Origin of the sequence: Photobacterium chitinilyticum (assembly GCF_004104355.1) — a bacterium.
Taxonomy (GTDB): Bacteria; Pseudomonadota; Gammaproteobacteria; order Enterobacterales; family Vibrionaceae; genus Photobacterium; species Photobacterium chitinilyticum.
This window is the reverse complement of the sequence record NZ_RJLM01000001.1, coordinates 75836-95235: the sequence shown is the minus strand read 5'-3', so window position 1 is coordinate 95235 and position 19400 is coordinate 75836. Positions and strand designations below refer to the sequence as shown.

The 19400-nt window shown below is 49.9% G+C and carries 19 protein-coding genes; all 19 read right to left on the bottom strand.

Annotation, left to right across the window (positions count from 1 at the left end; genetic code table 11):
• Nucleotides 1-164 precede the first annotated feature (164 nt).
• Nucleotides 165-2504, bottom strand: coding sequence for a chemotaxis protein CheA (locus EDI28_RS00485; RefSeq protein WP_128781888.1), 2340 nt, complete (start codon nucleotides 2502-2504; stop codon nucleotides 165-167).
• 9 nt (nucleotides 2505-2513) lie between these two features.
• Entirely contained in the window at nucleotides 2514-3233 is a 720-nt protein-coding gene (locus EDI28_RS00480) for a protein phosphatase CheZ (protein ID WP_128781887.1), read from the bottom strand.
• Between the two features lie 36 nt (nucleotides 3234-3269).
• Complete coding sequence (gene cheY, locus EDI28_RS00475; protein WP_036800231.1) at nucleotides 3270-3641, bottom strand: chemotaxis response regulator CheY; 372 nt, start codon at nucleotides 3639-3641, stop codon at nucleotides 3270-3272.
• A gap of 54 nt (nucleotides 3642-3695) precedes the next feature.
• Nucleotides 3696-4418: an RNA polymerase sigma factor FliA gene (locus tag EDI28_RS00470; protein ID WP_128781886.1), complete on the bottom strand. Its 723-nt coding sequence runs from the start codon at nucleotides 4416-4418 to the stop codon at nucleotides 3696-3698.
• On the bottom strand, nucleotides 4411-5298 hold the full coding sequence (locus EDI28_RS00465) for a MinD/ParA family protein (protein WP_128781885.1): 888 nt from the start codon (nucleotides 5296-5298) through the stop codon (nucleotides 4411-4413). Before EDI28_RS00465 ends, EDI28_RS00470 begins: the two co-directional genes overlap by 8 nt.
• Nucleotides 5291-6970 carry a flagellar biosynthesis GTPase FlhF gene (gene flhF, locus EDI28_RS00460; protein ID WP_128781884.1) on the bottom strand — a complete coding sequence of 560 codons (1680 nt, stop codon included), beginning with the start codon at nucleotides 6968-6970 and terminating at the stop codon, nucleotides 5291-5293. Before flhF ends, EDI28_RS00465 begins: the two co-directional genes overlap by 8 nt.
• Nucleotides 6971-7055: 85 nt before the next feature.
• Entirely contained in the window at nucleotides 7056-9152 is a 2097-nt protein-coding gene (gene flhA, locus EDI28_RS00455) for a flagellar biosynthesis protein FlhA (protein ID WP_128781883.1), read from the bottom strand.
• A gap of 151 nt (nucleotides 9153-9303) precedes the next feature.
• Entirely contained in the window at nucleotides 9304-10434 is a 1131-nt protein-coding gene (gene flhB / locus EDI28_RS00450; RefSeq protein WP_128781882.1) for a flagellar biosynthesis protein FlhB, read from the bottom strand.
• 1 nt (nucleotide 10435) lies between these two features.
• Complete coding sequence (fliR, locus tag EDI28_RS00445; RefSeq protein ID WP_128781881.1) at nucleotides 10436-11218, bottom strand: flagellar biosynthetic protein FliR; 783 nt, start codon at nucleotides 11216-11218, stop codon at nucleotides 10436-10438.
• Between the two features lie 53 nt (nucleotides 11219-11271).
• Nucleotides 11272-11541 carry a flagellar biosynthesis protein FliQ gene (fliQ, locus tag EDI28_RS00440; RefSeq protein ID WP_128781880.1) on the bottom strand — a complete coding sequence of 90 codons (270 nt, stop codon included), beginning with the start codon at nucleotides 11539-11541 and terminating at the stop codon, nucleotides 11272-11274.
• Nucleotides 11542-11560: 19 nt separating this feature from the next.
• A complete protein-coding gene (gene fliP / locus EDI28_RS00435; protein WP_128781879.1) occupies nucleotides 11561-12409 on the bottom strand; it encodes a flagellar type III secretion system pore protein FliP in 849 nt (282 codons plus the stop codon).
• Complete coding sequence (gene fliO / locus EDI28_RS00430; RefSeq protein WP_128781878.1) at nucleotides 12396-12803, bottom strand: flagellar biosynthetic protein FliO; 408 nt, start codon at nucleotides 12801-12803, stop codon at nucleotides 12396-12398. Before fliO ends, fliP begins: the two co-directional genes overlap by 14 nt.
• A gap of 8 nt (nucleotides 12804-12811) precedes the next feature.
• Nucleotides 12812-13204: a flagellar motor switch protein FliN gene (gene fliN, locus EDI28_RS00425; RefSeq protein ID WP_128781877.1), complete on the bottom strand. Its 393-nt coding sequence runs from the start codon at nucleotides 13202-13204 to the stop codon at nucleotides 12812-12814.
• 15 nt (nucleotides 13205-13219) lie between these two features.
• A complete protein-coding gene (gene fliM, locus EDI28_RS00420) occupies nucleotides 13220-14275 on the bottom strand; it encodes a flagellar motor switch protein FliM (RefSeq protein WP_128781876.1) in 1056 nt (351 codons plus the stop codon).
• A 7-nt stretch (nucleotides 14276-14282) separates the two neighbouring features.
• Entirely contained in the window at nucleotides 14283-14774 is a 492-nt protein-coding gene (gene fliL / locus EDI28_RS00415) for a flagellar basal body-associated protein FliL (protein WP_128781875.1), read from the bottom strand.
• Between the two features lie 65 nt (nucleotides 14775-14839).
• Entirely contained in the window at nucleotides 14840-16696 is a 1857-nt protein-coding gene (locus EDI28_RS00410; protein WP_128781874.1) for a flagellar hook-length control protein FliK, read from the bottom strand.
• Between the two features lie 88 nt (nucleotides 16697-16784).
• Nucleotides 16785-17228, bottom strand: coding sequence for a flagellar export protein FliJ (gene fliJ, locus EDI28_RS00405; RefSeq protein ID WP_128781873.1), 444 nt, complete (start codon nucleotides 17226-17228; stop codon nucleotides 16785-16787).
• Between the two features lie 34 nt (nucleotides 17229-17262).
• A complete protein-coding gene (fliI, locus tag EDI28_RS00400; RefSeq protein WP_128781872.1) occupies nucleotides 17263-18585 on the bottom strand; it encodes a flagellar protein export ATPase FliI in 1323 nt (440 codons plus the stop codon).
• Nucleotides 18585-19388 carry a flagellar assembly protein FliH gene (gene fliH / locus EDI28_RS00395; protein WP_128781871.1) on the bottom strand — a complete coding sequence of 268 codons (804 nt, stop codon included), beginning with the start codon at nucleotides 19386-19388 and terminating at the stop codon, nucleotides 18585-18587. The genes fliI and fliH overlap by 1 nt, the downstream gene beginning before the upstream one ends.
• Nucleotides 19389-19400: the final 12 nt, after the last annotated feature.

The window sequence follows — 19400 nt, the reverse complement described above, 5'->3', positions numbered from 1 at the left end:
CCCGTATATATGAGTTACCCAGCCAATATAACAAACTGAACAATTATCTGACTCTTACTAACCTAGCTGGCAAGCAGAACCAAACTAATAAATTTAATATGCTATTTAGGGGCTTAGCGCCCCTAACTTATTAACGCTCTGGCTTTTAGTGAACAGCCTAGCCCTTAGCGACCAGCATAATGTTTTAGCAGATTAGGAACATCAAGGATCAGGGCAATATGACCATCACTGGTAATTGTTGCACCTGCCATTCCCGGCGTACCCTGAAGCAATTCATCAAGTGGCTTGATCACGACTTCTTCCTGACCAATCAACGTATCGACAACAAAACCAATTCGTTGATGACCAATCTGGACAATAACCACATGACCATGATCGCGTTCGCGCTGCGGAAGGCCAACGGCTGACAACCAGTCCTGCAAATAAAACAACGGGATTGCTTTGTCGCGAACAATAATCGTCAACTGACCATCGACATTATTGGTCTTACGCAGATCGAGATGGAAAATCTCGTTCACACTGGCCAATGGCAAGGCAAACGGCTGCTCTGCGACACCAACCATCAAGGTTGGCAAAATAGCGAGCGTCAGCGGTACCTTGATATCAATACGGGTACCTTTACCCAGAGCAGAGTCAATACTGATTGAACCATTCAGCTGGCTGATCCCTGTTTTCACCACATCCATACCAACGCCACGACCGGAGATATCGGAAATCTCTTTTTTAGTCGAGAAGCCAGGAGCAAAAATCAGGTTATAACATTCTGAGTCAGTTAAGCGTGACGCCGCATCGGCATCCATCACACCACGGTCAACAGCAATGTTGCGCAGTTTGTCCGGATCCATACCACCACCGTCATCTTCGATGGTCAACAGAATATGGTCACCTTCCTGTGATGCTGACAGCAGCACAGTACCAAGACGCGCTTTGCCTGCTTTCTCTCGGATATCAGGCATCTCGATACCGTGGTCAACCGAGTTCCGCACCAAGTGAACCAATGGATCGGCCAAAGCCTCTACCAGGTTCTTATCAAGATCCGTCTCTTCACCACGCATCTCGAGCACGATTTCTTTTTTAAGACTACGCGCCAAATCACGGACAACCCGAGGGAAGCGACCAAATACCTTTTTAATTGGCTGCATACGGGTTTTCATCACCGCACCCTGCAAATCGGCTGTGACCACATCTAGGTTGGAGACTGCCTTTGACATTTCTTCGTCATTGGTATTGAGACCCAAACTAACCAGGCGGTTACGTACCAATACTAACTCACCTACCATATTCATAATGGTATCTAAGGTAGAAGTATCAACACGAACGGTTGCCTCCGCTGCCGGCTTACTCTTCTCTTTGGTCGCCACTGCCTTTGACTTTCTCTCGGCCACAGGCTGAGGTGCCGGAGCACTGGCAACCGGAGCAGGTGTTGGGGCAACAGGCGAAGGTACAACGGGCTTTGCAACGGGAGCCGCTGGCGTCACAGGGCTTGCCGCAACAGGCGTTTCGGCCAACATCTCAGCAACAGGACGAGTGGCCATTTCTAGCTCTTCGTCTGTCGGTCCTTTACCCGAACCATGCAACTCATCGAGCAAACGCTCAAACTCGTCGTCTGTCATCAAGTCATCATCACCGGAACTGGCACCTGTGTCGCGAGGCACTGTCGATGTCGATACCGGAGTTACCGGTGCTGCCGGTGCTGGCGATGCGGTGATCACTTCATCAGTAGCTCCTGGACCTTTGCCTGCACCATGTAACTCGTCTAACAAACGCTCAAATTCATCATCTGTAATGTCACCAGTTTCAGATTGGATCTGATTGGCAACACCCGCGTTCCCTACCTGGGTAGCTGGCGTTGAAGCAGGGGTAGGAGCAGACTGTGCAGCGGCCGCAGAAGGGCTGCCTCCTGCCCCATGAAGCTCATCAAGTAGACGATCAAATTCATCCTGAGTCATGTCGTCGACAGTACTACCCGCAATTGCCGCTGACGAAGCAGCCGGAACGACTGGCTGCGAAACAGGCGATTCAACAACCGGAGCAGGAGTCGGCTCGGGAACCACAACGGGCTCAGGCTCTGCTACTGCCTCAACAGGCTGCGCTGGAGCGAGCTCCTCTGCAGTCGGTGGCTGGCTGTAGCGATGAAGTGCATCAAGCAAGCTTTGCTCAGCGGGAACAACGGGTTCTCGTTCCTGTACCTGAGCAAACATTTCATTGATTGTATCCAGTGCCTCTAGGATCACATCCATAAGTTCGGACGTGACGCTTCGCTTGCCGGTTCTCAACAAGTCAAAGATATTCTCGGCCCCATGACAGGCATCTACCAGCTCAGTCAGAGAAAGGAAACCAGCGCCACCTTTTACGGTGTGAAAGCCGCGGAATATAGCATTGAGCAGCTCTGAATCGTCAGGGCTACGCTCAAGCTCTACCAGCTGCTCAGACAGCAACTCAAGAATTTCTCCTGCTTCTATTAAAAAGTCCTGCAGGATGTCTTCGTCTAAATCAAAGCTCATATATTTCCCCTAAAATCCAAGACTAGACAGCAAGTCATCAACATCATCTTGTGAAGACATGACATCCACACGCTCTTCACTGTTGACAATTGGCCCCTCAGGAGTAAGAACACAAACTTCTTTAAGGGTGTCTGATCTGTCTTCTTGTTCCATGCCAAAGGCTTTAAGGATTTCGACTAATTGATCTTCCACTTCGTGCACCAATTCGATGACACGGCGTATTATCTGTCCGGTGAGATCCTGAAAGTCTTGAGCCATTAAAATTTCTGTCAAATGGCTACGAAGCGCATTGTTATCACTTTCAACCTGTACCAACAAGCTGTCAATTTCATGGCATAGTAACTTAAATTCATTAAGCGCAATTTGCCCGCCCATTAGTCGCTTCCACTGCGGATGAACCTGATTCAAGGTGTCATTCAGCCTATCGGCAAGCGGCTCGATACTATCGATAGCATCCATGGTTTTATTGGCAGCAGACTCCGTTTTATCAATCACATATGATAAACGGTCACGGGCATCAGGAATTTCGGTCTTCGCTAAATCATTAAGACGAGGATCAAGACGAAAATTTGCCAGTGAGTCATGCAATTGGCGGGTCAATTTCCCCACCTCCGCATAAACAGGATCACGGCTGTCAGAGACAAGTCCCTGTACAAGTATGTTAGCTTCGTCCTGTTTCCCATCTTCAAGCAGGCTGACAAGCTGCTTAGCCTGATCGAGTGAAATCATTATGGTTATTACCCTTTTAGCGCCTGACGATAGTGATTACTGCATACGCTCGAAGATTTTGTCTAACTTCTCTTTCAACGTAGCTGCCGTGAATGGCTTAACGATATAACCGTTAACGCCGGCCTGTGCAGCTTCAATAATCTGCTCACGCTTCGCTTCAGCGGTGATCATCAGTACCGGTAGGTGCTTGAGTTCATCATCTGCACGAATGTGCTTAAGCAAATCAATTCCCTGCATACCCGGCATATTCCAGTCAGTGACGACGAAATCAAAACCGCCTTTTTTCAGCATTGGTAGCGCAGTCAATCCATCATCCGCCTCCTGGGTATTGTTAAAACCTAGGTCACGTAATAAATTTTTAACGATACGGCGCATTGTCGAGAAATCATCAACAATGAGGATTTTCATGTTTTTATTCAAAGTTGCCTCCACTGAGGTCACAGTGTTTTTATCTAATATGTATTAAGCAGTCCAAACCTTGAGCTTGGAACGCAAACGTTGCATTGCCTGACTGTGAATCTGGCAAATACGGGATTCACTCACCCCAATAACCGCACCAATCTCCTTGAGATTGAGCTCCTCATCATAGTAAAGAGACAGGACCAACGCCTCTCTTTCAGGCAGTGTTTTTATTGCTTCTGCCAATGATTGACGAAAATTATCATTCACAACACCCTGAAATGGAAGATTTTCTTCAAGTGTTTCTTCACTTGCAACAGCATCTTCCGATACACCCAGGTCGTCCATACCAATAAGACGTCCACAATTAACATCATTTAGCGCTTGATGGTACTGATCGAGTGTCATTTCGAGATGTTCAGCAATTTCCTGATCATTAGGGTCTCGCCCAAGCTCTCCTTCCAGGAAAGAGATGGCTTCCGTGATGCGTCGGTTATTTTTATAAACCGAGCGCGGAACCCAGTCACCACGGCGGATGTCGTCTAACATCGCACCCCGGATCCGGATCCCGGCAAAGGTCTCAAAGCTTGCGCCTTTACTAGGATCATAATTTTGCTGTGCTTCCAGGAGGCCTATCATACCAGCCTGAATTAAATCTTCTAATAGGACATTGGGTGGTAACCGCCCCATCAAGTGGTGAGCAATGCGCTTTACTAATGACGAATAACGCTCAATAAAGGCATGCGGACTTTCCTGATAGCGTCCGTATGTCAATGCTTTATTCACCAATAGAAGCCTCATTAGGTGCTTGCTTGACCAGTAACTTCTCGACAAAGAACTCGAGATGGCCACCAGCACTGCTAGGCACCGGCCAGGTCATGGCCTTCGTCGCCAGCGATGTCAATGCTAATGCTGCCGGGCTACGCGGGAAGGCGTCAACCACAATTTTCTGGCGTTTAACCGACTGACGAACACGATCATCAAGCGGTACACAGGCGACCAGCTCAAGGTTAGCATTCAGGAACCGCTCGCTCACCCTGGTTAGCTTGGCAAACAATTCCCGTCCTTCACGGTAGCTGCGGACCATATTCGCGACAATCTTAAACCGCTGAACATCATATTCGCGACTCAGTATTTTAATCAATGCGTAAGCATCGGTGATAGAGGTCGGTTCGTCACAGACAACAACCAATACATCCTGAGCGGCACGTGAAAAGCTCAGTACCATATCAGAAATACCGGCTGCCGTATCAACTAATAGGACATCAATATCATCTTCCAGGCTACTGAAAGCACGGATAAGCCCCATATGCTGGGCCGCAGACAATTCAGCCATGTTTTGGGTGCCCGATGATGCCGGGATAATTTTCACCCCGTATGGCCCCTCAACAATAATATCCTGAAGATCGCACTGACCAGCCAGAACATGTGACAAGTTACGGCCCGCACGCAGACCCAACATGACGTCGACATTGGCAAGTCCGAGATCGGCATCAAGTACCATTACACGCTTACCTTGCTGGGCCATGGAAATCGCCATGCTCAGGGTAACGTTGGTCTTGCCCACTCCGCCCTTACCGCCAGTGACAGTAATGACTTTAGTGGATGATAATTTTGTCATACGGCGCAAACCGCTCGCTTGATCGTACATTGCGTTCTCAATCATAAAAGTCTGCCGCCTGATTATCTGAACTATCGCTACTCCAGAAATGAGATTGCTGGCTTAATTCTTGTTCTAGTAATTCGTTTGCACGTGCGACCAGGTAATCACCAGTCGCTACTTTAATATCTTCTGGTACTCGCTGGCCATCAGCTAAGTACGATATCGGTAGTGCGCTCTGAATCGATACACAAATCACCTCCCCCAAGCTAAGAGACTCGTCCAGCTTGGTCAGGACACAACCTGACAATGGAATCCGTCGAAAGTGCTCGATGGTCTCATGGAGTACACGACGCTGTGCCGTTGAAGGCAGAACCAGAAAACTGCGAATTTGCGAGCCACTGTTCTGCATCAGGGTATCGAGCTGTTCAGACAGCCTGATATCACGCTGTCCCATACCCGCGGTATCTAGCAGAACTAGGCGTCGATGCCGTAACTGATGAAGTATATCGGCAAGCTCCTCTGCATCTTTAGCAACTCTTACCGGACAACCCATAATTCGACCATATGTCGCTAGCTGTTCATGGGCGCCAATACGGTAAGTATCTGTTGTTACCAAGGCTATTTGGTCCGGACCAAAATCCATTGCAGCGCGTGCTGCCAACTTAGCGATCGTGGTGGTTTTCCCCACGCCTGTCGGCCCCAACAACGCGACAACCCCACCGGTTTCGAGAATACAGTCATCGGTGGTAATAATCTGATCAGACAGTAAATCTAACAAAGCCGGCCACGCTTCATTCGCTGGCACGTCTTCTGGAATATAGCAAGCAAGCTGATCGGATAATTCAGGCGATAGCCCCATTTTTTCCAATCGCTTAATCATCATCGCCCGCATTGGCTCGCGACGTTCAACCTCTTGCCACATCAGGCCGGAAAGTTGATGCTCAAGCAAACGTCGAATCGAAGCCATTTCGCTTCGCATCGAATCCATCTCATCACCGGAATGACTCGCTTTCGGATCGTAACGGCTCGGGTCAAGGCGATTGCCACCGCGTGATAATTCTTGCTTCTGTCCTTTGCCCGGTGTTTGCGGCCTGCGATAGTCACCAATATCCAAAGCATGCTTTGGCTGGCGCTGCGAAGACATCGAGCGCGAGGAGCCATTTTGCCCGCTCTGCTGACGACGTTCGGGACGTTGTTCCTGACCAAAGTTCTGACGACGGCCGGCCCCGTAGCCAGCGTCCTGTTGCGGGTAGCTGCTGTTTTGCGGTGAACGATTTTGTGCCGTGCGGCGCTCAGGCTGCATCGACCGAGGGCGCATTGATGGTCGTTCAGGCTCACCGTATTCATGTTCAGAGCTACTGCCATGGTGCTTAGACTGACGTTTTAGCAATGCCGACAACGAGTCTACTTCAGTTTCAGCAGGCTCATCTTGCTTGCTGTCACCGGTGTAGTTCTGCAGTACATTGGCAAAACGGCTTGCCGCTGATTGCTTCAATTGTACTTTGTCATCAACCAGCTTGCGCTTCGCCTGACCCAGCCGTTCCGCCAAGGCTTCGCGGGTTGCCTGTGATCCCTTGGTCGGTTCATTGGCAACATCTGTATCAACGGCAGCAACAATTTCGACTCCGCCTGTCACTTTTTTATTGGACATGATAACCGCATCAGCACCGAGCTCTTCTTTCACTTGGCTCAGAGCGGTTCGCATGTCCTTGGCAAAAAATCGCTTAATTTTCAATCTTGTCTTCCCGTTTAATCACGCTATTGCTTACGGCATCTGTCACGCCAAGCCAGCCATTGAGTGCTTTATCCATATATCCGCTTTAGTTACCCACTGCATTGACAATGCGTATCTGTTTCTCGTCTGGGACTTCCTGATAGGAAAGTACCCGCAGCGATGGAATAGTATTTTTGACAAACTTAGCGAGCGTTGACCGTAATACACCGGAAGTCAGTAATACGGCAGGCTCCCCTTTCAGCTCTTGTTGCTGAGTGGCCTCGGTCAGTGAGCGCTGTAGGCGCTCTGCCAGCCCTGGCTCTATGCCGGAAGATTCACCTCCGGCAGACTGCATTGTTTTATGCAATATTTGTTCCAACTCCGGCACCAACGTAATTACTGGCAGCTCAGGCTCTATACCATTGATTTCTTGGCAAATTAAGCGTTTCAAACCAATTCGTACCGCGGCAGTCAAAATGTCAGGATCTTGACTCTTAGAAGAGTACTCGGAAAGAGTCTGCACTATTGTGCGTACATCCCTGATAGGGATCCCTTCGTGCAACAAATTCTGCAGCACTTTCACCACAACACCCAGAGACAGCTGTTCAGGAACAAAGCCCTCCACGAGCTTCGGTGTGGTCTGGCTTAACATTTCAAGCAAGTTCTGGACTTCTTCATGGCCGAGCAATTGAGAAGCGCTGTTGGTCAAGATTTGGCTCAGGTGAGTCGCCAGCACGGTCGCTGAATCAACCACGGTATATCCCAGAGCCTGCGCATGTTCACGCTGTGCCTCCATTATCCAGACCGCCTCAAGGCCAAAAGCCGGATCAGTCGTGGCCTCACCGTCAATGGTACCGAATACTTGGCCTGGGTTAATGGCCAGCTCCATGTTTGGGTGGATATTGGCTTCTCCACAAGCAACGCCCATCAGGCTCAGGCGGTACGTGTTGGGCGGTAATTCCAAGTTATCACGAATATGAACAGGCGGGATCAGAAAGCCAAAATCTTGAGATAGCTTTTTGCGCACCCCTTTTACCCGTTCAAGCAATTCCCCGCCTTGTTCTTTATCCACCATAGGAATAAGACGATAACCCACTTCAAGGCCAATAACGTCGACAGGCTGCACATCATCCCAAGATAATTCTTTCTGGCTTGGCTGTACGGCCAATTCGGTCGGTGGCGCTTCCGCCTCTGCAACCGCTGCAGCTTTTTCTTTTTTGATCCGCCAGTAGGCAAATCCACCAATGGAAGCCGCCAACAACAGGAACGGAACATGCGGCATGCCCGGTACAATTCCCATCACAAATAAAATAACACCGGTAATAATCAATGCCTGAGGATTATTGAACAGCTGGAAGACAAGCTGTTGCCCCATATCCTCGTCAGTATTTTGACGCGTCACCATCATTGCCGCACCAATTGACAGCAACAACGACGGGATCTGGGCAACCAAACCATCACCAATGGTCAACAAGCTATAAATTTGAATCGCATTGCCAAAGTCGAGACCATGCTGACCCATCCCGATCACCAGGCCACCGATGATATTGATAAACAGGATCAGGATACCGGCAATGGCATCCCCTTTTACAAATTTCGACGCACCGTCCATAGAACCATAAAAGTCAGCTTCTTTGGTTACCTCAAAGCGGCGAGTTCTTGCCTGCTCTTGGTCAATCAGTCCGGCATTCAAATCCGCATCGATGGCCATCTGTTTACCAGGCAAGGCATCTAGGGTAAAGCGGGCACTCACCTCGGAGATACGGCCAGCACCTTTGGTGACGACCATAAAGTTGATAATCATCAAGATAAGGAAGACCACCAGACCAACAGCATAGTTGCCGCCAATCACCACCGAACCGAATGCGTCAATAACCTGGCCGGCGGCATCAGGGCCTTCATGCCCGTACAACAACACGACTCGCGTTGAAGCAACGTTCAGGGCTAGACGCAGCAAGGTGGCAATCAAAAGAACAGTAGGAAAAGCTGCAAAATCGAGCGGACGGCGGGTATAGACGGTTACCAACAGGACCACGAGTGCCAGAGCGATATTAAAAGAAAAGGCCATATCCAGCAGTAACGGAGGCATAGGCAGCACAACCATCGCCAAGGTTGCCAAAACCATGACCGGTGCGCCTATTGCTGGCATTGATTGCAGGCGTGATAAAGGTAATTTATCCGCAAAAGGTATCGAAAGCTTCATTCAATCTTATAATTGTTGGTGTGGTACAGATATATAGTGAGAGCGGTCTATTTTATCGCTTTCGACTCCAAACAGGAACCTCCAAAGCAATAATCATACCTTTTAGATCGTCAATAAATTGGCGCAACAATGTATCAATATGATCTTTCAATTAATACTGCAAGTCCGGTGGAATATTCGTTGCTTCCTTCGAAAGCTTCGGTCTCTCTCCCCTGCCTTTGCGGTATTGCTTTAGCTGGAAAATGTACGCAAGTACCTGAGCCACTGCGGCGAACAAACCGTCAGGAATTTGTTGCTCCAATTCAGTTGTGTGGTACAACGCACGAGCCAATGGCGGCGCTGGAACAATATCAACATCATGCTTGTTGGCAATTTCCCTGATCTTAAGCGCTAAATGATCAATGCCCTTGGCAACAACAACCGGTGCCGAATCCATATCTGGATCATAACGCAGTGCTACGGAGAAGTGCTCCGGGTTAGTGATCACCACATCCGCCTGCGGGACATCCGCCATCATTCGGCGCTGGGCCATTTCCCGTTGCAGCATTCGGATCCGCCCTTTGACCTCAGGTTTACCTTCGCTATCTTTAAACTCGTCTTTTATTTCCTGTTTAGTCATCTTTAGCTGTTCGTTGTGCTGCCATATTTGATAAGGGATATCGATGGCAACCACGATGAGCAACGAGCAACATATCAATAAAACAAAACCCGATAGAATATCGAGAGCATGAAACAGGTTCTGTGGATAGATTTCGACACTAAGCTGGAAAAAGTCCTCTAGATTGGACTGCATTAGGTAGAAAGCAACACCTGCTACAAGGGCAACTTTTAAAATCGATTTGATCAGCTCAACCAGGCTCTGCTTGCCAAGCATTCGCTGCAAACCGCTGATAGGGTTCATTTTGGATAATTTCGGCCTGGCCGCTTCGGCAGAAAAACTCACCCCACCAAGTCCGGCAGCCCCCACCAGCGCAGCTACAAATAAAAAAGCCAGCACTAACACCAACGGCAAAGCAACATGCCACACCGAGGCGGAGATAACCGCAAACAATTTATTGAGATCGAAAACTTCCTCTCGGCTCAAGGAGAACATCTTCATCATCACCTCGGCCAACCCATTACCGAGAATTTCGCCAAACCACATAAGACCAACAGCACCAGCCACTAGCACAGCTACTGAAGCTAATTCTCTTGAGCGCGGTACTTGCCCCTTTTCCCGCGCCTGCTGAAGCCTTCGGGGCGTGGCGTCTTCGGTACGTTCCTGACCGTCAGATTCAGACATATCAGCAATCCACCCTAATTAAACTGCATATCTGGCCAAACCCGATATCCCAGTGATATTCGTACTGCGGCAACATGGCCGCGACCAAAAACCAGCTGATCACCAAACCAAGTAACAAGGCGAACGAGAAGCCCAGCGAGAAAATATTCAGCTGCGGGGCGGCACGGGTCATCACACCAAACGACAGGTTGACGGTCAGCAGGGCGATAATCCCCGCCAGCGCCATATTCAACCCCGCTTTGAACATATGACCAAACCAGCCTGCAAGCTGGTAATAGTCGACAGGGCGTAGCATTGACTCGCCTATCGGCAAGGTCTTGAAGCTTAGCACCACCATATTCAGCATGGTCAAGTGACCATCAGTAGCCAGAAATAGCATAACGGCCAGAAACATATAAAACTGGCCCAATACCGGTGTATTCTGGCCATTAGCAGGGTCAACCATTGATGCGAAACCGAGGCTCGACTGCATACCCAGAATCTGTCCGAGCAATACAAAGGTCTGAGTGACAAACTGGGTTACCAATCCCATAGAGATACCAATTATCATCTGCTGGGCAGTTATCAAAAAACCGGCCACGGACAACAGTTCAATATCGCTGGGAACCTTTGGAAGTGCAGGCATTACGGCAAAGGTAATCGTCACGGCAAGATAGAGGCGTATTTTGGGTGAGACAAAACGGGCACCAAAAAAAGTCATTACCATCATCATGGCCGAGATCCGTGTCAGCGGCCAAAAATAATTAGCAATCCAATCGAGTAGCAGTGCTGATGGATAGGACATCGGTTTACTCACCCACCATAGTCAATTCAGCCATCTATTAATTCAACCATCCGCTAATACAGCAACTGCGGGATCTGATCGATAATGCGAAAGAAATAATCCATCAGCATCTGGGTCATCATATGGCCGAAAAACATCAACGCCAGCAACGTAACAATCAGGCGAGGCAGAAAGCTCAAGGTCTGTTCGTTAATGGAAGTCGCGGCCTGAAACACAGCGACCACCAGACCAATCAACAAGCCCGGTACGACAATCGCGCAGACCATCAACAGGACCATATATAACGCGTCCTGGAAAATCTCGACAAAAGCTTCAGGTGTCATTCGCTATAGTCTCCTGTACTCAGGTACCGAAACTGCCGGCCAGCGTCGACAAAATCAGGTTCCAACCATCAACCAACACAAACAGCATTAACTTGAATGGCAGGGATACAATCATTGGCGACAGCATCATCATACCCATCGCCATCAACACTGAGGCAACCACCAAATCAATGATGAGAAATGGCAGGAATAACATAAAGCCAATTTGAAAGGCCGTTTTGAGCTCCGAGGTTATAAAGGCCGGGATCAATACGGTGATCGGCACATCCTGCGGGTCGGTCGCTTCCGAACCTGACATATTGACGAAACTTTCCAGATCCTTAACTCGGGTCTGTTTAAGCATAAACTGACGGATCGGGATCTGGGCGGCAGACAACGCCTCGGGAGCGGTAATTTGTTCGTTGATATAAGGCTGCAGAGCAGTGGTATTTATCTTATCAAGCACGGGAGACATGATGAAGAATGTCAAAAACATGGCAATACCGATGATCACCTGATTCGACGGTGTCTGCTGCAGGCCCATTGCCTGTCTGAGAATAGACATCACTACCACGATGCGGGTAAAGGATGTCATCAAGATGACTATCGCCGGCAGGAAGCCCAATGCCGTCATCAGGGCAAGGATCTGCAACGTCACCGAATAGTCTTCACTACCATCTGGATTAACCGTAACAGAGAATGCCGGGATCCCGCCACCGTTTCCCGTTGTCATCAACTGGGTCGTGCCGCCTTCCTTCTGCATTTCGCTCACGGTCACACTGCTACCAGCCGCAGAAGATAGCCCATCCGCTGTTTCGGCCAAGGCCGGTAATGCCAGCAAAAAGCTAAAAGCCGCCAAAACGGCGGCAATAAGATTATTTCTTATCATTCTTTTTCAATAACTTCGTCAGTTGGCCGGCAAACTCACCGCCACTTTGAACCTCGTTCATTGACAGGGGGTGTTCCAGCTTGCTCAGTAAAGAGATATTTTGTTGCGTCACACCAACCAGCATTTGCTCTTCGCCAACCTGCAACAGAACAATTCGCTCACGCTGTCCCACGGGCAATTGACGCAAAATTTTAAGTGTTCCGTCGGCCCCCTGGATACCAGGCAGCTTCATTCTTTTGACCAGCCAGGCGAGAAACAGAATTAATACAACCACTAGCATCAGCGCAGCCAGTGTCGTGGCAATATTCATCTCTGCAGGCGCTGCGAATACTGGCGCGCTGACTGTTGCCAACACTGCACTGCCAGCAAACTTAATCGTCCGGAAAAACGTCATACTCAACCCTAGCGCAGCTTCTTGATGCGTTCAGTCTGGCTGATCACATCTGTCAGACGAATACCGAACTTATCATTGACCACAACCACTTCTCCATGAGCAATCAGTGTACCATTGACCATCACATCCAATGACTCACCAGCAACACGATCGAGTTCAACAACTGAACCCTGGTTTAGCTGCAACAAGTTACGGATACTAATTTGAGTTCGCCCAACTTCCATCGAAATCGTGACGGGGATATCCATAATCGAATCAAGCTTACGACGCTCGTCGTCGCTGATCGGTTTACTATCATCCGTCAACTCTTCCAACGGCGCTGGCTGAGCAATATCGTCAATCGCTTGTTCTGCAAGTGCAGCAGCCCAATCATCGGCAATTTGTTGATCATTTTGAGACATAACTTACACCTGTTATTAATCGTCTGGATTTTCGCTGTTGATATTAAGCAGCGCAGAACCTAATTCATCACGGTCTAGAAAGGCCAAATCAGTCTTCACCATATCCGGCCGCTTGAGTTTTTCAGTGACTTTAAGGGCTATATTATCGCCAGATTTACCCATTTTGGCGCGGTAGGATGGCAAGTCTTCAACAAATACCGTCGCCGCTTCTGGCATATCAATCGGGATTACATCTCCCGGCCGAAGCTCCATCAAGTCACGCAGTGAAAGATCGACATCCATGAGCTTGGCACGGATGTTAACCGGCACATCCATGATCTCGTCTCGCAGCGCTTTGCTCCAGCGCACATCGGTGTCCATCTTGTCACTCTGAACACCGGCATCCAGCAGCTCGCGGATGGGTTCAACCATCGAGTACGGCATCACGACATGGAAGTCGCCCCCCCCGCCATCCACTTCGATATGGAAGGAGCTGACAATGATAACTTCCGTCGGGCTAACAATATTGGCCATAGTCGGGTTAACTTCCGAGTCCAAGTATTCGAACTCAACACCCATTACCGGTGACCATGCCTCACGATAATCTTCAAACACCAGCTTCAGCAGCATCTGAACAATCCGACGCTCGGTAGGGGTAAACTCACGTCCTTCAATCTTGGCGTGGAAACGCCCGTCACCACCAAAGAAATTTTCTACCAGAATGAAAACCAACCGGGCCTCCATGGTGATCAGAGCCGTCCCTTTCAAAGGACGAAAACGCACCATATTCAGACTGGTCGGTACATACAACGTATTTTGGTACTCCCCGAACTTGATCATCTGAACACCGTTAATCGACACCTCCGCAGTTTTTCGCAGCATGTTAAACAAGCTGATCCGCATATGGCGCGCAAAGCGTTCATTGATCAATTCCAGCGTGGGCATTCGCCCACGTACGATCCGGTCTTGTGATGAAAAATCAAACGAGTGGACACCGGCACCGTCATCCTTCCCGCTATCCTCATCATCTTCCACGTCATCGACACCGTGTAAGAGGGCATCAATTTCGTCCTGAGTTAGTAAGTCACTCACATTAAACCTATTGCATTACAAAACCAGTAAAGAGTACTCGCTCGACAACCTGGCCGCCGGAGACCTTTACCATGGCATTCTGGACTGAAGATAAGGCCTGCTGACGCAGATCCGCTCGACCATTAGGGGTTCGAAGCTGTTCTACTGTTGCTGCACCGAAAGACTGTAGCAACGTACTTTCAATCAGCGGAATATGTTGACTGGCCGTTGATTCATTACTGTCACCACGCACCATCAACTGCACTTTCACCTGTACGAGACGATCTCGTTTGTCACCCGTTACATTAAAGATAAACGGTTGTGGCAGGATCACATAGTATGCCGGTTCGACCGTCGTCGGCAGTGCCTGGGAAGCGGCTTCGGCAACTTCGGCTTCCGGGGCGTCATCACCCATAAAGAAAAACCACGCGCCGGCACCACCACCGAGCAGCAGTACAACCACTGCAATAATGATTATTAGTTTTTTCTTTCCGCCGGAATTTTCTTCGCCTTCAGCCATAGTGCCTATAATCCTTTCTCATGATCGACCGTCACTTGGAGGTCATTGTTTGGTGGTTATTGTTATTATGCATAATAATCAACGCGGTCAGATGGCTGACTCACGTACATATCGACGGGCTCAGAGCCTCCCGACTCCGCTTGCTGATGACGAGAGTCACCATTGCCCGGCTGACCACCGCTATTATTTTGCTGGCCAGCGTTTGTCTGATTTTGTTGCTGGTTCTGCTGTCCGGCAAACTGCTGTCTTGAGCTATCTTGCTGCACCGAGGTTTGGGCGAGCTGTAGACCTTGCTGATTCAGAAGCTCCCTTAGCCGCGGCATTGCCTGCTCAACCAGATCACGTGTTTGCTGATTACCCACAGTAAACTGAACCGACGCCTGGTCTTGGTTCAGCGATAATTTAATTTGCAACTTGCCCAACTCAGGCGGATCCAGACGGATATCGACATGCTTAAGGTTTTTCGACATCATCACCTGCACACGCTCGGCAAGTTCATCGCCAGCCTGTTCTTTACTCAGCTGCAACGGGCTTTGTGCCAGCGCGGCTTCTGCCCGTGCCTGAGCGTTAGCTTGCCCCTGCAGTGTCGTCGGACCTGCCAGCGAATGTGTCAGCTCGGCTGACTTGCCATCGCTACCACTCTCATTCGCGCCAAGCTCCATCGCTGTTACCAATGCGCCAGCTGCAACCCCTGCGGCAGCGCCTGCTGCACCACTAAGTTGGGCTTCAGACGATCCGGTAGTCGCAGACATCAGGGCCGGATTGCCAAAATTCAGAGCCGTCCCCTGCTCTGCCTCAGAAGAAAGCAAAGGCTGACTATTCGCGGCGGTGAATGTCGCGGCGGTAGCTGCAGCATTCGATGTTAGCGCATTGCTTGCTTTGTTCTTGCTATCCAACAGTTCGGGAGAAGCTTGTTGTTCCTTCGTCAACTCCGCGGTTCTTGGATTTGCCGATTGTAGCAGATCAGCCGACGTTTGAGGTGTCGGCTGGACACTTTTAACCTCGGTCCCTGCTGCCGGCACAGCAACTCCCAAGCCAAGCGCCGTCATCGCCCCTTCACCCGTCACATCGGCGTCTCTATCAGAGTCCATCTCTCCCTGTTCTGAGACGTCGGAGCTGACTTGATCAGTCGCTTGGCCTTCTACCGTTTTGAGACCCGATACGGCAAAAACCTTGGCCAGTTCTTCTTGACTTATACCCGCAACGGACGCTTTCTTCTGCGCCATGCTGTCAGTTTCGACTATATTGTCAGGGCTGTGCCCTTGATGAACGCCAGCTCCTGACTGAGCCTTACCTTGAGTATTCACAGCATCAACGGCAACCTCACCATCAACCTGTGCTGCCAGCGGCAATGTTTTGCCTGCTTCCGGCATATCGGCAGCCGCAGCTTGAGTCGCCGACAACTGCTTACTCGATTCAGACAGGCGATTGAGTAATGCTTCACCGTCGTCCATTATCTGCTGCTTTGACGCCGAATCAAGCTCGGCGCTAACATCAAGCTTCTGGCTGGCTGAGATTTGTCCGTTTTGTCGATCTGTTGTTTGACTGGCGTTAACTTCAGCACCAATTTCATCTTGGTTCACCCGCAGGTTGCCTGCTTCCTGCTCACCAGAGTTGACAACAGCGCCCTTATTACCAGCGGATTGAGATGAAGCTGCATCCGTCAGCTGCAACTTTGATTCAGTATCTTCCGCCGAGGTCGTCGAAACCTCGGATTTAGCATGCGCTTCAGTAGCGACTTGTTGATCGGCCTTTAATTTTTTTTCATCACCAGCGACAGCTTGAAGCTCTTTGGCAAAATGCCCTTCTTCATGTGAAGCAGCACTCTCCTTTCCAAGCATCGCCGGACTGGCTTTGGCGCTCTCAGCTTTGGCTTGGGAAGACGGTGGGATATCTGCTGTCAATAAGCGAGATGAAAACATAGCGGCTCTTCAGATTTGAATAGTAATGAGACTGTTACATGCAAAAAACGAGCCACTTGAGAGTGCGCTTATTAAAATGCGAAACAGCCTAATGACGTGTTTTGCGGGCAAACTGCAAAGTTGCAAACTCATCCATCATCTTCTGCTCTTGTTTATCACGTAGCTGCTGTTGCTCGTTCTGTTTTTTCTCCAACAGCCACTCAATAGAACGGCGCTTTTTTCGCACCTCGTTCCAGTGCTCGCTACATTGTTCGACCTGCTCCTCAAACTGCATACCGGCTTCTTTCTGTTTCACCAAGGTTTCATCCAGCTGACAGAGAAACTTTTGCAAATGCCCGTACGAGCTGGCACTTAGCCCTTGCTGACCACGGGCTGAAAGCTGTTTGCAGTAATCGAGTCGGTATTGTTCAATCTGCTTGAGCTGTTCATAATAGTTTTCCCGCTCAATACGGGCATTGCTAAGCGCAAGCGAGGCCTTATGCTCGTCATCTTTGGTTATTTCCAGAATCAGCTCTAGTGCATTGTCTGCCATCATTGCTCCCGTTTAACCTGATCATGCAGATCAGTTAGCCACCCAGTGTGGAGCGCAGCATGTTCACACACATATCGTAAGGGACTGACTCTTTCATGGTCTGCTGCAAATAGGCATCAAGTTTTGGCTTAAAGGTAAAAGCCTGATCGATACTTTGATCGGTTCCTGGCTTATAGGCACCGATTGAAACCAAATCTTGATTCTTACGGCATATCGATAAGATTTGACGTACAGCCTTAGACATCAGCATATGTTCTTCACTGACAATGGCTGGCATGACTCGGCTGACAGAACGCTCAACATCAATTGCCGGATAATGGCCTGCGTCGGCCATTTCCCGTGACAGGACAATATGGCCGTCCAAAATGGCCCGCGAGGCATCAGCAATTGGGTCTTGCAAATCATCACCTTCGGTTAGCACGGTAAAGAAGGCGGTGATTGATCCCTGATGTTCTCCGCCGTTACCGGCACGTTCAACCAATGCCGGCAGCTTGGCAAATACCGATGGCGGATAGCCTTTGGTTGCCGGAGGCTCGCCGACGGACAAGGCGATTTCTCGTTGTGCCTGGGCAAAACGAGTGAGCGAATCCATCAGCAACAGAACATCTAAGCCCTGATCCCGAAAATACTCGGCAATCGTGAGTGCAGTCTGACAACCTTTAAGGCGCATTAAAGGCGAGGCATCTGCCGGTGCCGCAACAACGACAGCTCGCTGGCGTCCTTCAGCCCCGAGGATCTCGTCAATAAATTCTTTCACTTCCCGGCCCCGTTCACCGATAAGGCCGACAACGACAACCTGAGCGGTGGTTCCCCTCGTCATCATCCCCAGAGTCACCGATTTACCGACACCGGAGCCGGCGAAAAGGCCGATACGCTGGCCTTTCCCCACGGTCAACAAACCGTTAATCGCCTTCAAGCCGACATCCAGCGGTTCTTTGATTGGCTTACGGGCCAGTGGGTTAATCGGTTCGGCGTTGAAGGATGCACGGTTTGCCGTGTAAATATCGCCAAGGCCGTCTAGCGGGTTGCCCACACCGTCAATAACCCGGCCAAGTAGCTCTGGTCCTACCGGCAATCCGCTATTTTGCAATACAGGGGTAACCTTGGCACCAGGCATAATACCGGTGAGCTGCTCACTGGGCATCAGGAAAAGGGTGTCACCGGAGAAGCCAACCACCTCGGCTTCCATATCGCCGTTGAGGGTTTCTACTCGGCACAAGCTGCCAAGCGGTGCCCGGCAGCCAATGGCTTCGAGCGTCAGGCCGACGACTCGAACAAGTCGACCCGACGCTACCGGACGACAGGCCGTGCTATTCGTTTGATAGCGGGAAAGGCGTTCAGCCAACGGTGCGGTCATTACTGGCCTCCGTTGTTCTGCTGGCTATTTGCCCCGTTGAATTGTTTCAATAAGTGACGAATACGATCTTCAATATAATAATCAACACTGGAATCACCAGAATGCACCTGCAGATCGCCTCGATTCAGAGCCGGCTCTGCTTGTAGTTTCCAGTCGCGCTCAGCCAAATTATCTTCGCCATAGGCTTGTTTGACCAAAGCCAGATCATCAGGATGCAAGCTAAGCTGGGTCTGCCGTCCGGCAATAGGTAGCGCACCGATAACTTCACGAATCGTATTTAAAATAACCTGCGAGTTAGTCTGAACTTCAACTCGGATCAATTCTCGGGTAAGGCTGGTCACCATGTTTACAACCTGGCTTTCAACCTCACTATCAATTTGCTCCAACGGCGCTGCCAGCTTTTCAATTAGCTGAGTCAGATGCCCGACATGTTCACTGATTTGTGCCTGACCTTGTTCCAGCCCTTGCTGTAAACCTTGTTCCAGCCCTTCCAGCTGTCCTACTTCCAGTCCTTCGGCCTTGCCAGCCTCTACCCCTTCGGCATGCCCGGCAGCCCGACCTTCTGCCAGCCCTTCTTCGTAGGCTGAATGACGGATATCCTCAAGATCAGCCGCCGTTAACGGCGGCGGCCCCTGCTCTTCCTCTTCCTCAAGCAGTTCAGGCTGCCATTGCGGATCATAGCTAATCGCATTATCTAACGGTACAACTTGTTCATCAGCGTAGTCCGGGTAGGCCCAGCGCTCGAGTTCCTGAGCCTGGTGTTCTGATACGCGCAGAAAGCCACGACGACGTTCAGTGCTCATAACAAGCCCTTA

What these genes read in the sequence shown, in the direction of transcription:
- flhA (WP_128781883.1), bottom strand. Translation starts at nt 9,152, where the DNA reads ATGAAGCTTTCGATACCTTTTGCGGATAAATTACCTTTATCACGCCTG.
- fliJ (WP_128781873.1), bottom strand. Translation starts at nt 17,228, where the DNA reads ATGGCAGACAATGCACTAGAGCTGATTCTGGAAATAACCAAAGATGAC.
- fliL (WP_128781875.1), bottom strand. Translation starts at nt 14,774, where the DNA reads ATGGCTGAAGGCGAAGAAAATTCCGGCGGAAAGAAAAAACTAATAATC.
- EDI28_RS00480 (WP_128781887.1), bottom strand. Translation starts at nt 3,233, where the DNA reads ATGATTTCACTCGATCAGGCTAAGCAGCTTGTCAGCCTGCTTGAAGAT.
- fliH (WP_128781871.1), bottom strand. Translation starts at nt 19,388, where the DNA reads ATGAGCACTGAACGTCGTCGTGGCTTTCTGCGCGTATCAGAACACCAG.
- flhB (WP_128781882.1), bottom strand. Translation starts at nt 10,434, where the DNA reads ATGTCTGAATCTGACGGTCAGGAACGTACCGAAGACGCCACGCCCCGA.
- fliP (WP_128781879.1), bottom strand. Translation starts at nt 12,409, where the DNA reads ATGATAAGAAATAATCTTATTGCCGCCGTTTTGGCGGCTTTTAGCTTT.
- EDI28_RS00410 (WP_128781874.1), bottom strand. Translation starts at nt 16,696, where the DNA reads ATGTTTTCATCTCGCTTATTGACAGCAGATATCCCACCGTCTTCCCAA.
- cheY (WP_036800231.1), bottom strand. Translation starts at nt 3,641, where the DNA reads ATGAAAATCCTCATTGTTGATGATTTCTCGACAATGCGCCGTATCGTT.
- EDI28_RS00485 (WP_128781888.1), bottom strand. Translation starts at nt 2,504, where the DNA reads ATGAGCTTTGATTTAGACGAAGACATCCTGCAGGACTTTTTAATAGAA.
- fliN (WP_128781877.1), bottom strand. Translation starts at nt 13,204, where the DNA reads ATGTCTCAAAATGATCAACAAATTGCCGATGATTGGGCTGCTGCACTT.
- fliR (WP_128781881.1), bottom strand. Translation starts at nt 11,218, where the DNA reads ATGTCCTATCCATCAGCACTGCTACTCGATTGGATTGCTAATTATTTT.
- fliI (WP_128781872.1), bottom strand. Translation starts at nt 18,585, where the DNA reads ATGACCGCACCGTTGGCTGAACGCCTTTCCCGCTATCAAACGAATAGC.
- EDI28_RS00465 (WP_128781885.1), bottom strand. Translation starts at nt 5,298, where the DNA reads ATGATTGAGAACGCAATGTACGATCAAGCGAGCGGTTTGCGCCGTATG.
- fliO (WP_128781878.1), bottom strand. Translation starts at nt 12,803, where the DNA reads ATGACGTTTTTCCGGACGATTAAGTTTGCTGGCAGTGCAGTGTTGGCA.
- fliQ (WP_128781880.1), bottom strand. Translation starts at nt 11,541, where the DNA reads ATGACACCTGAAGCTTTTGTCGAGATTTTCCAGGACGCGTTATATATG.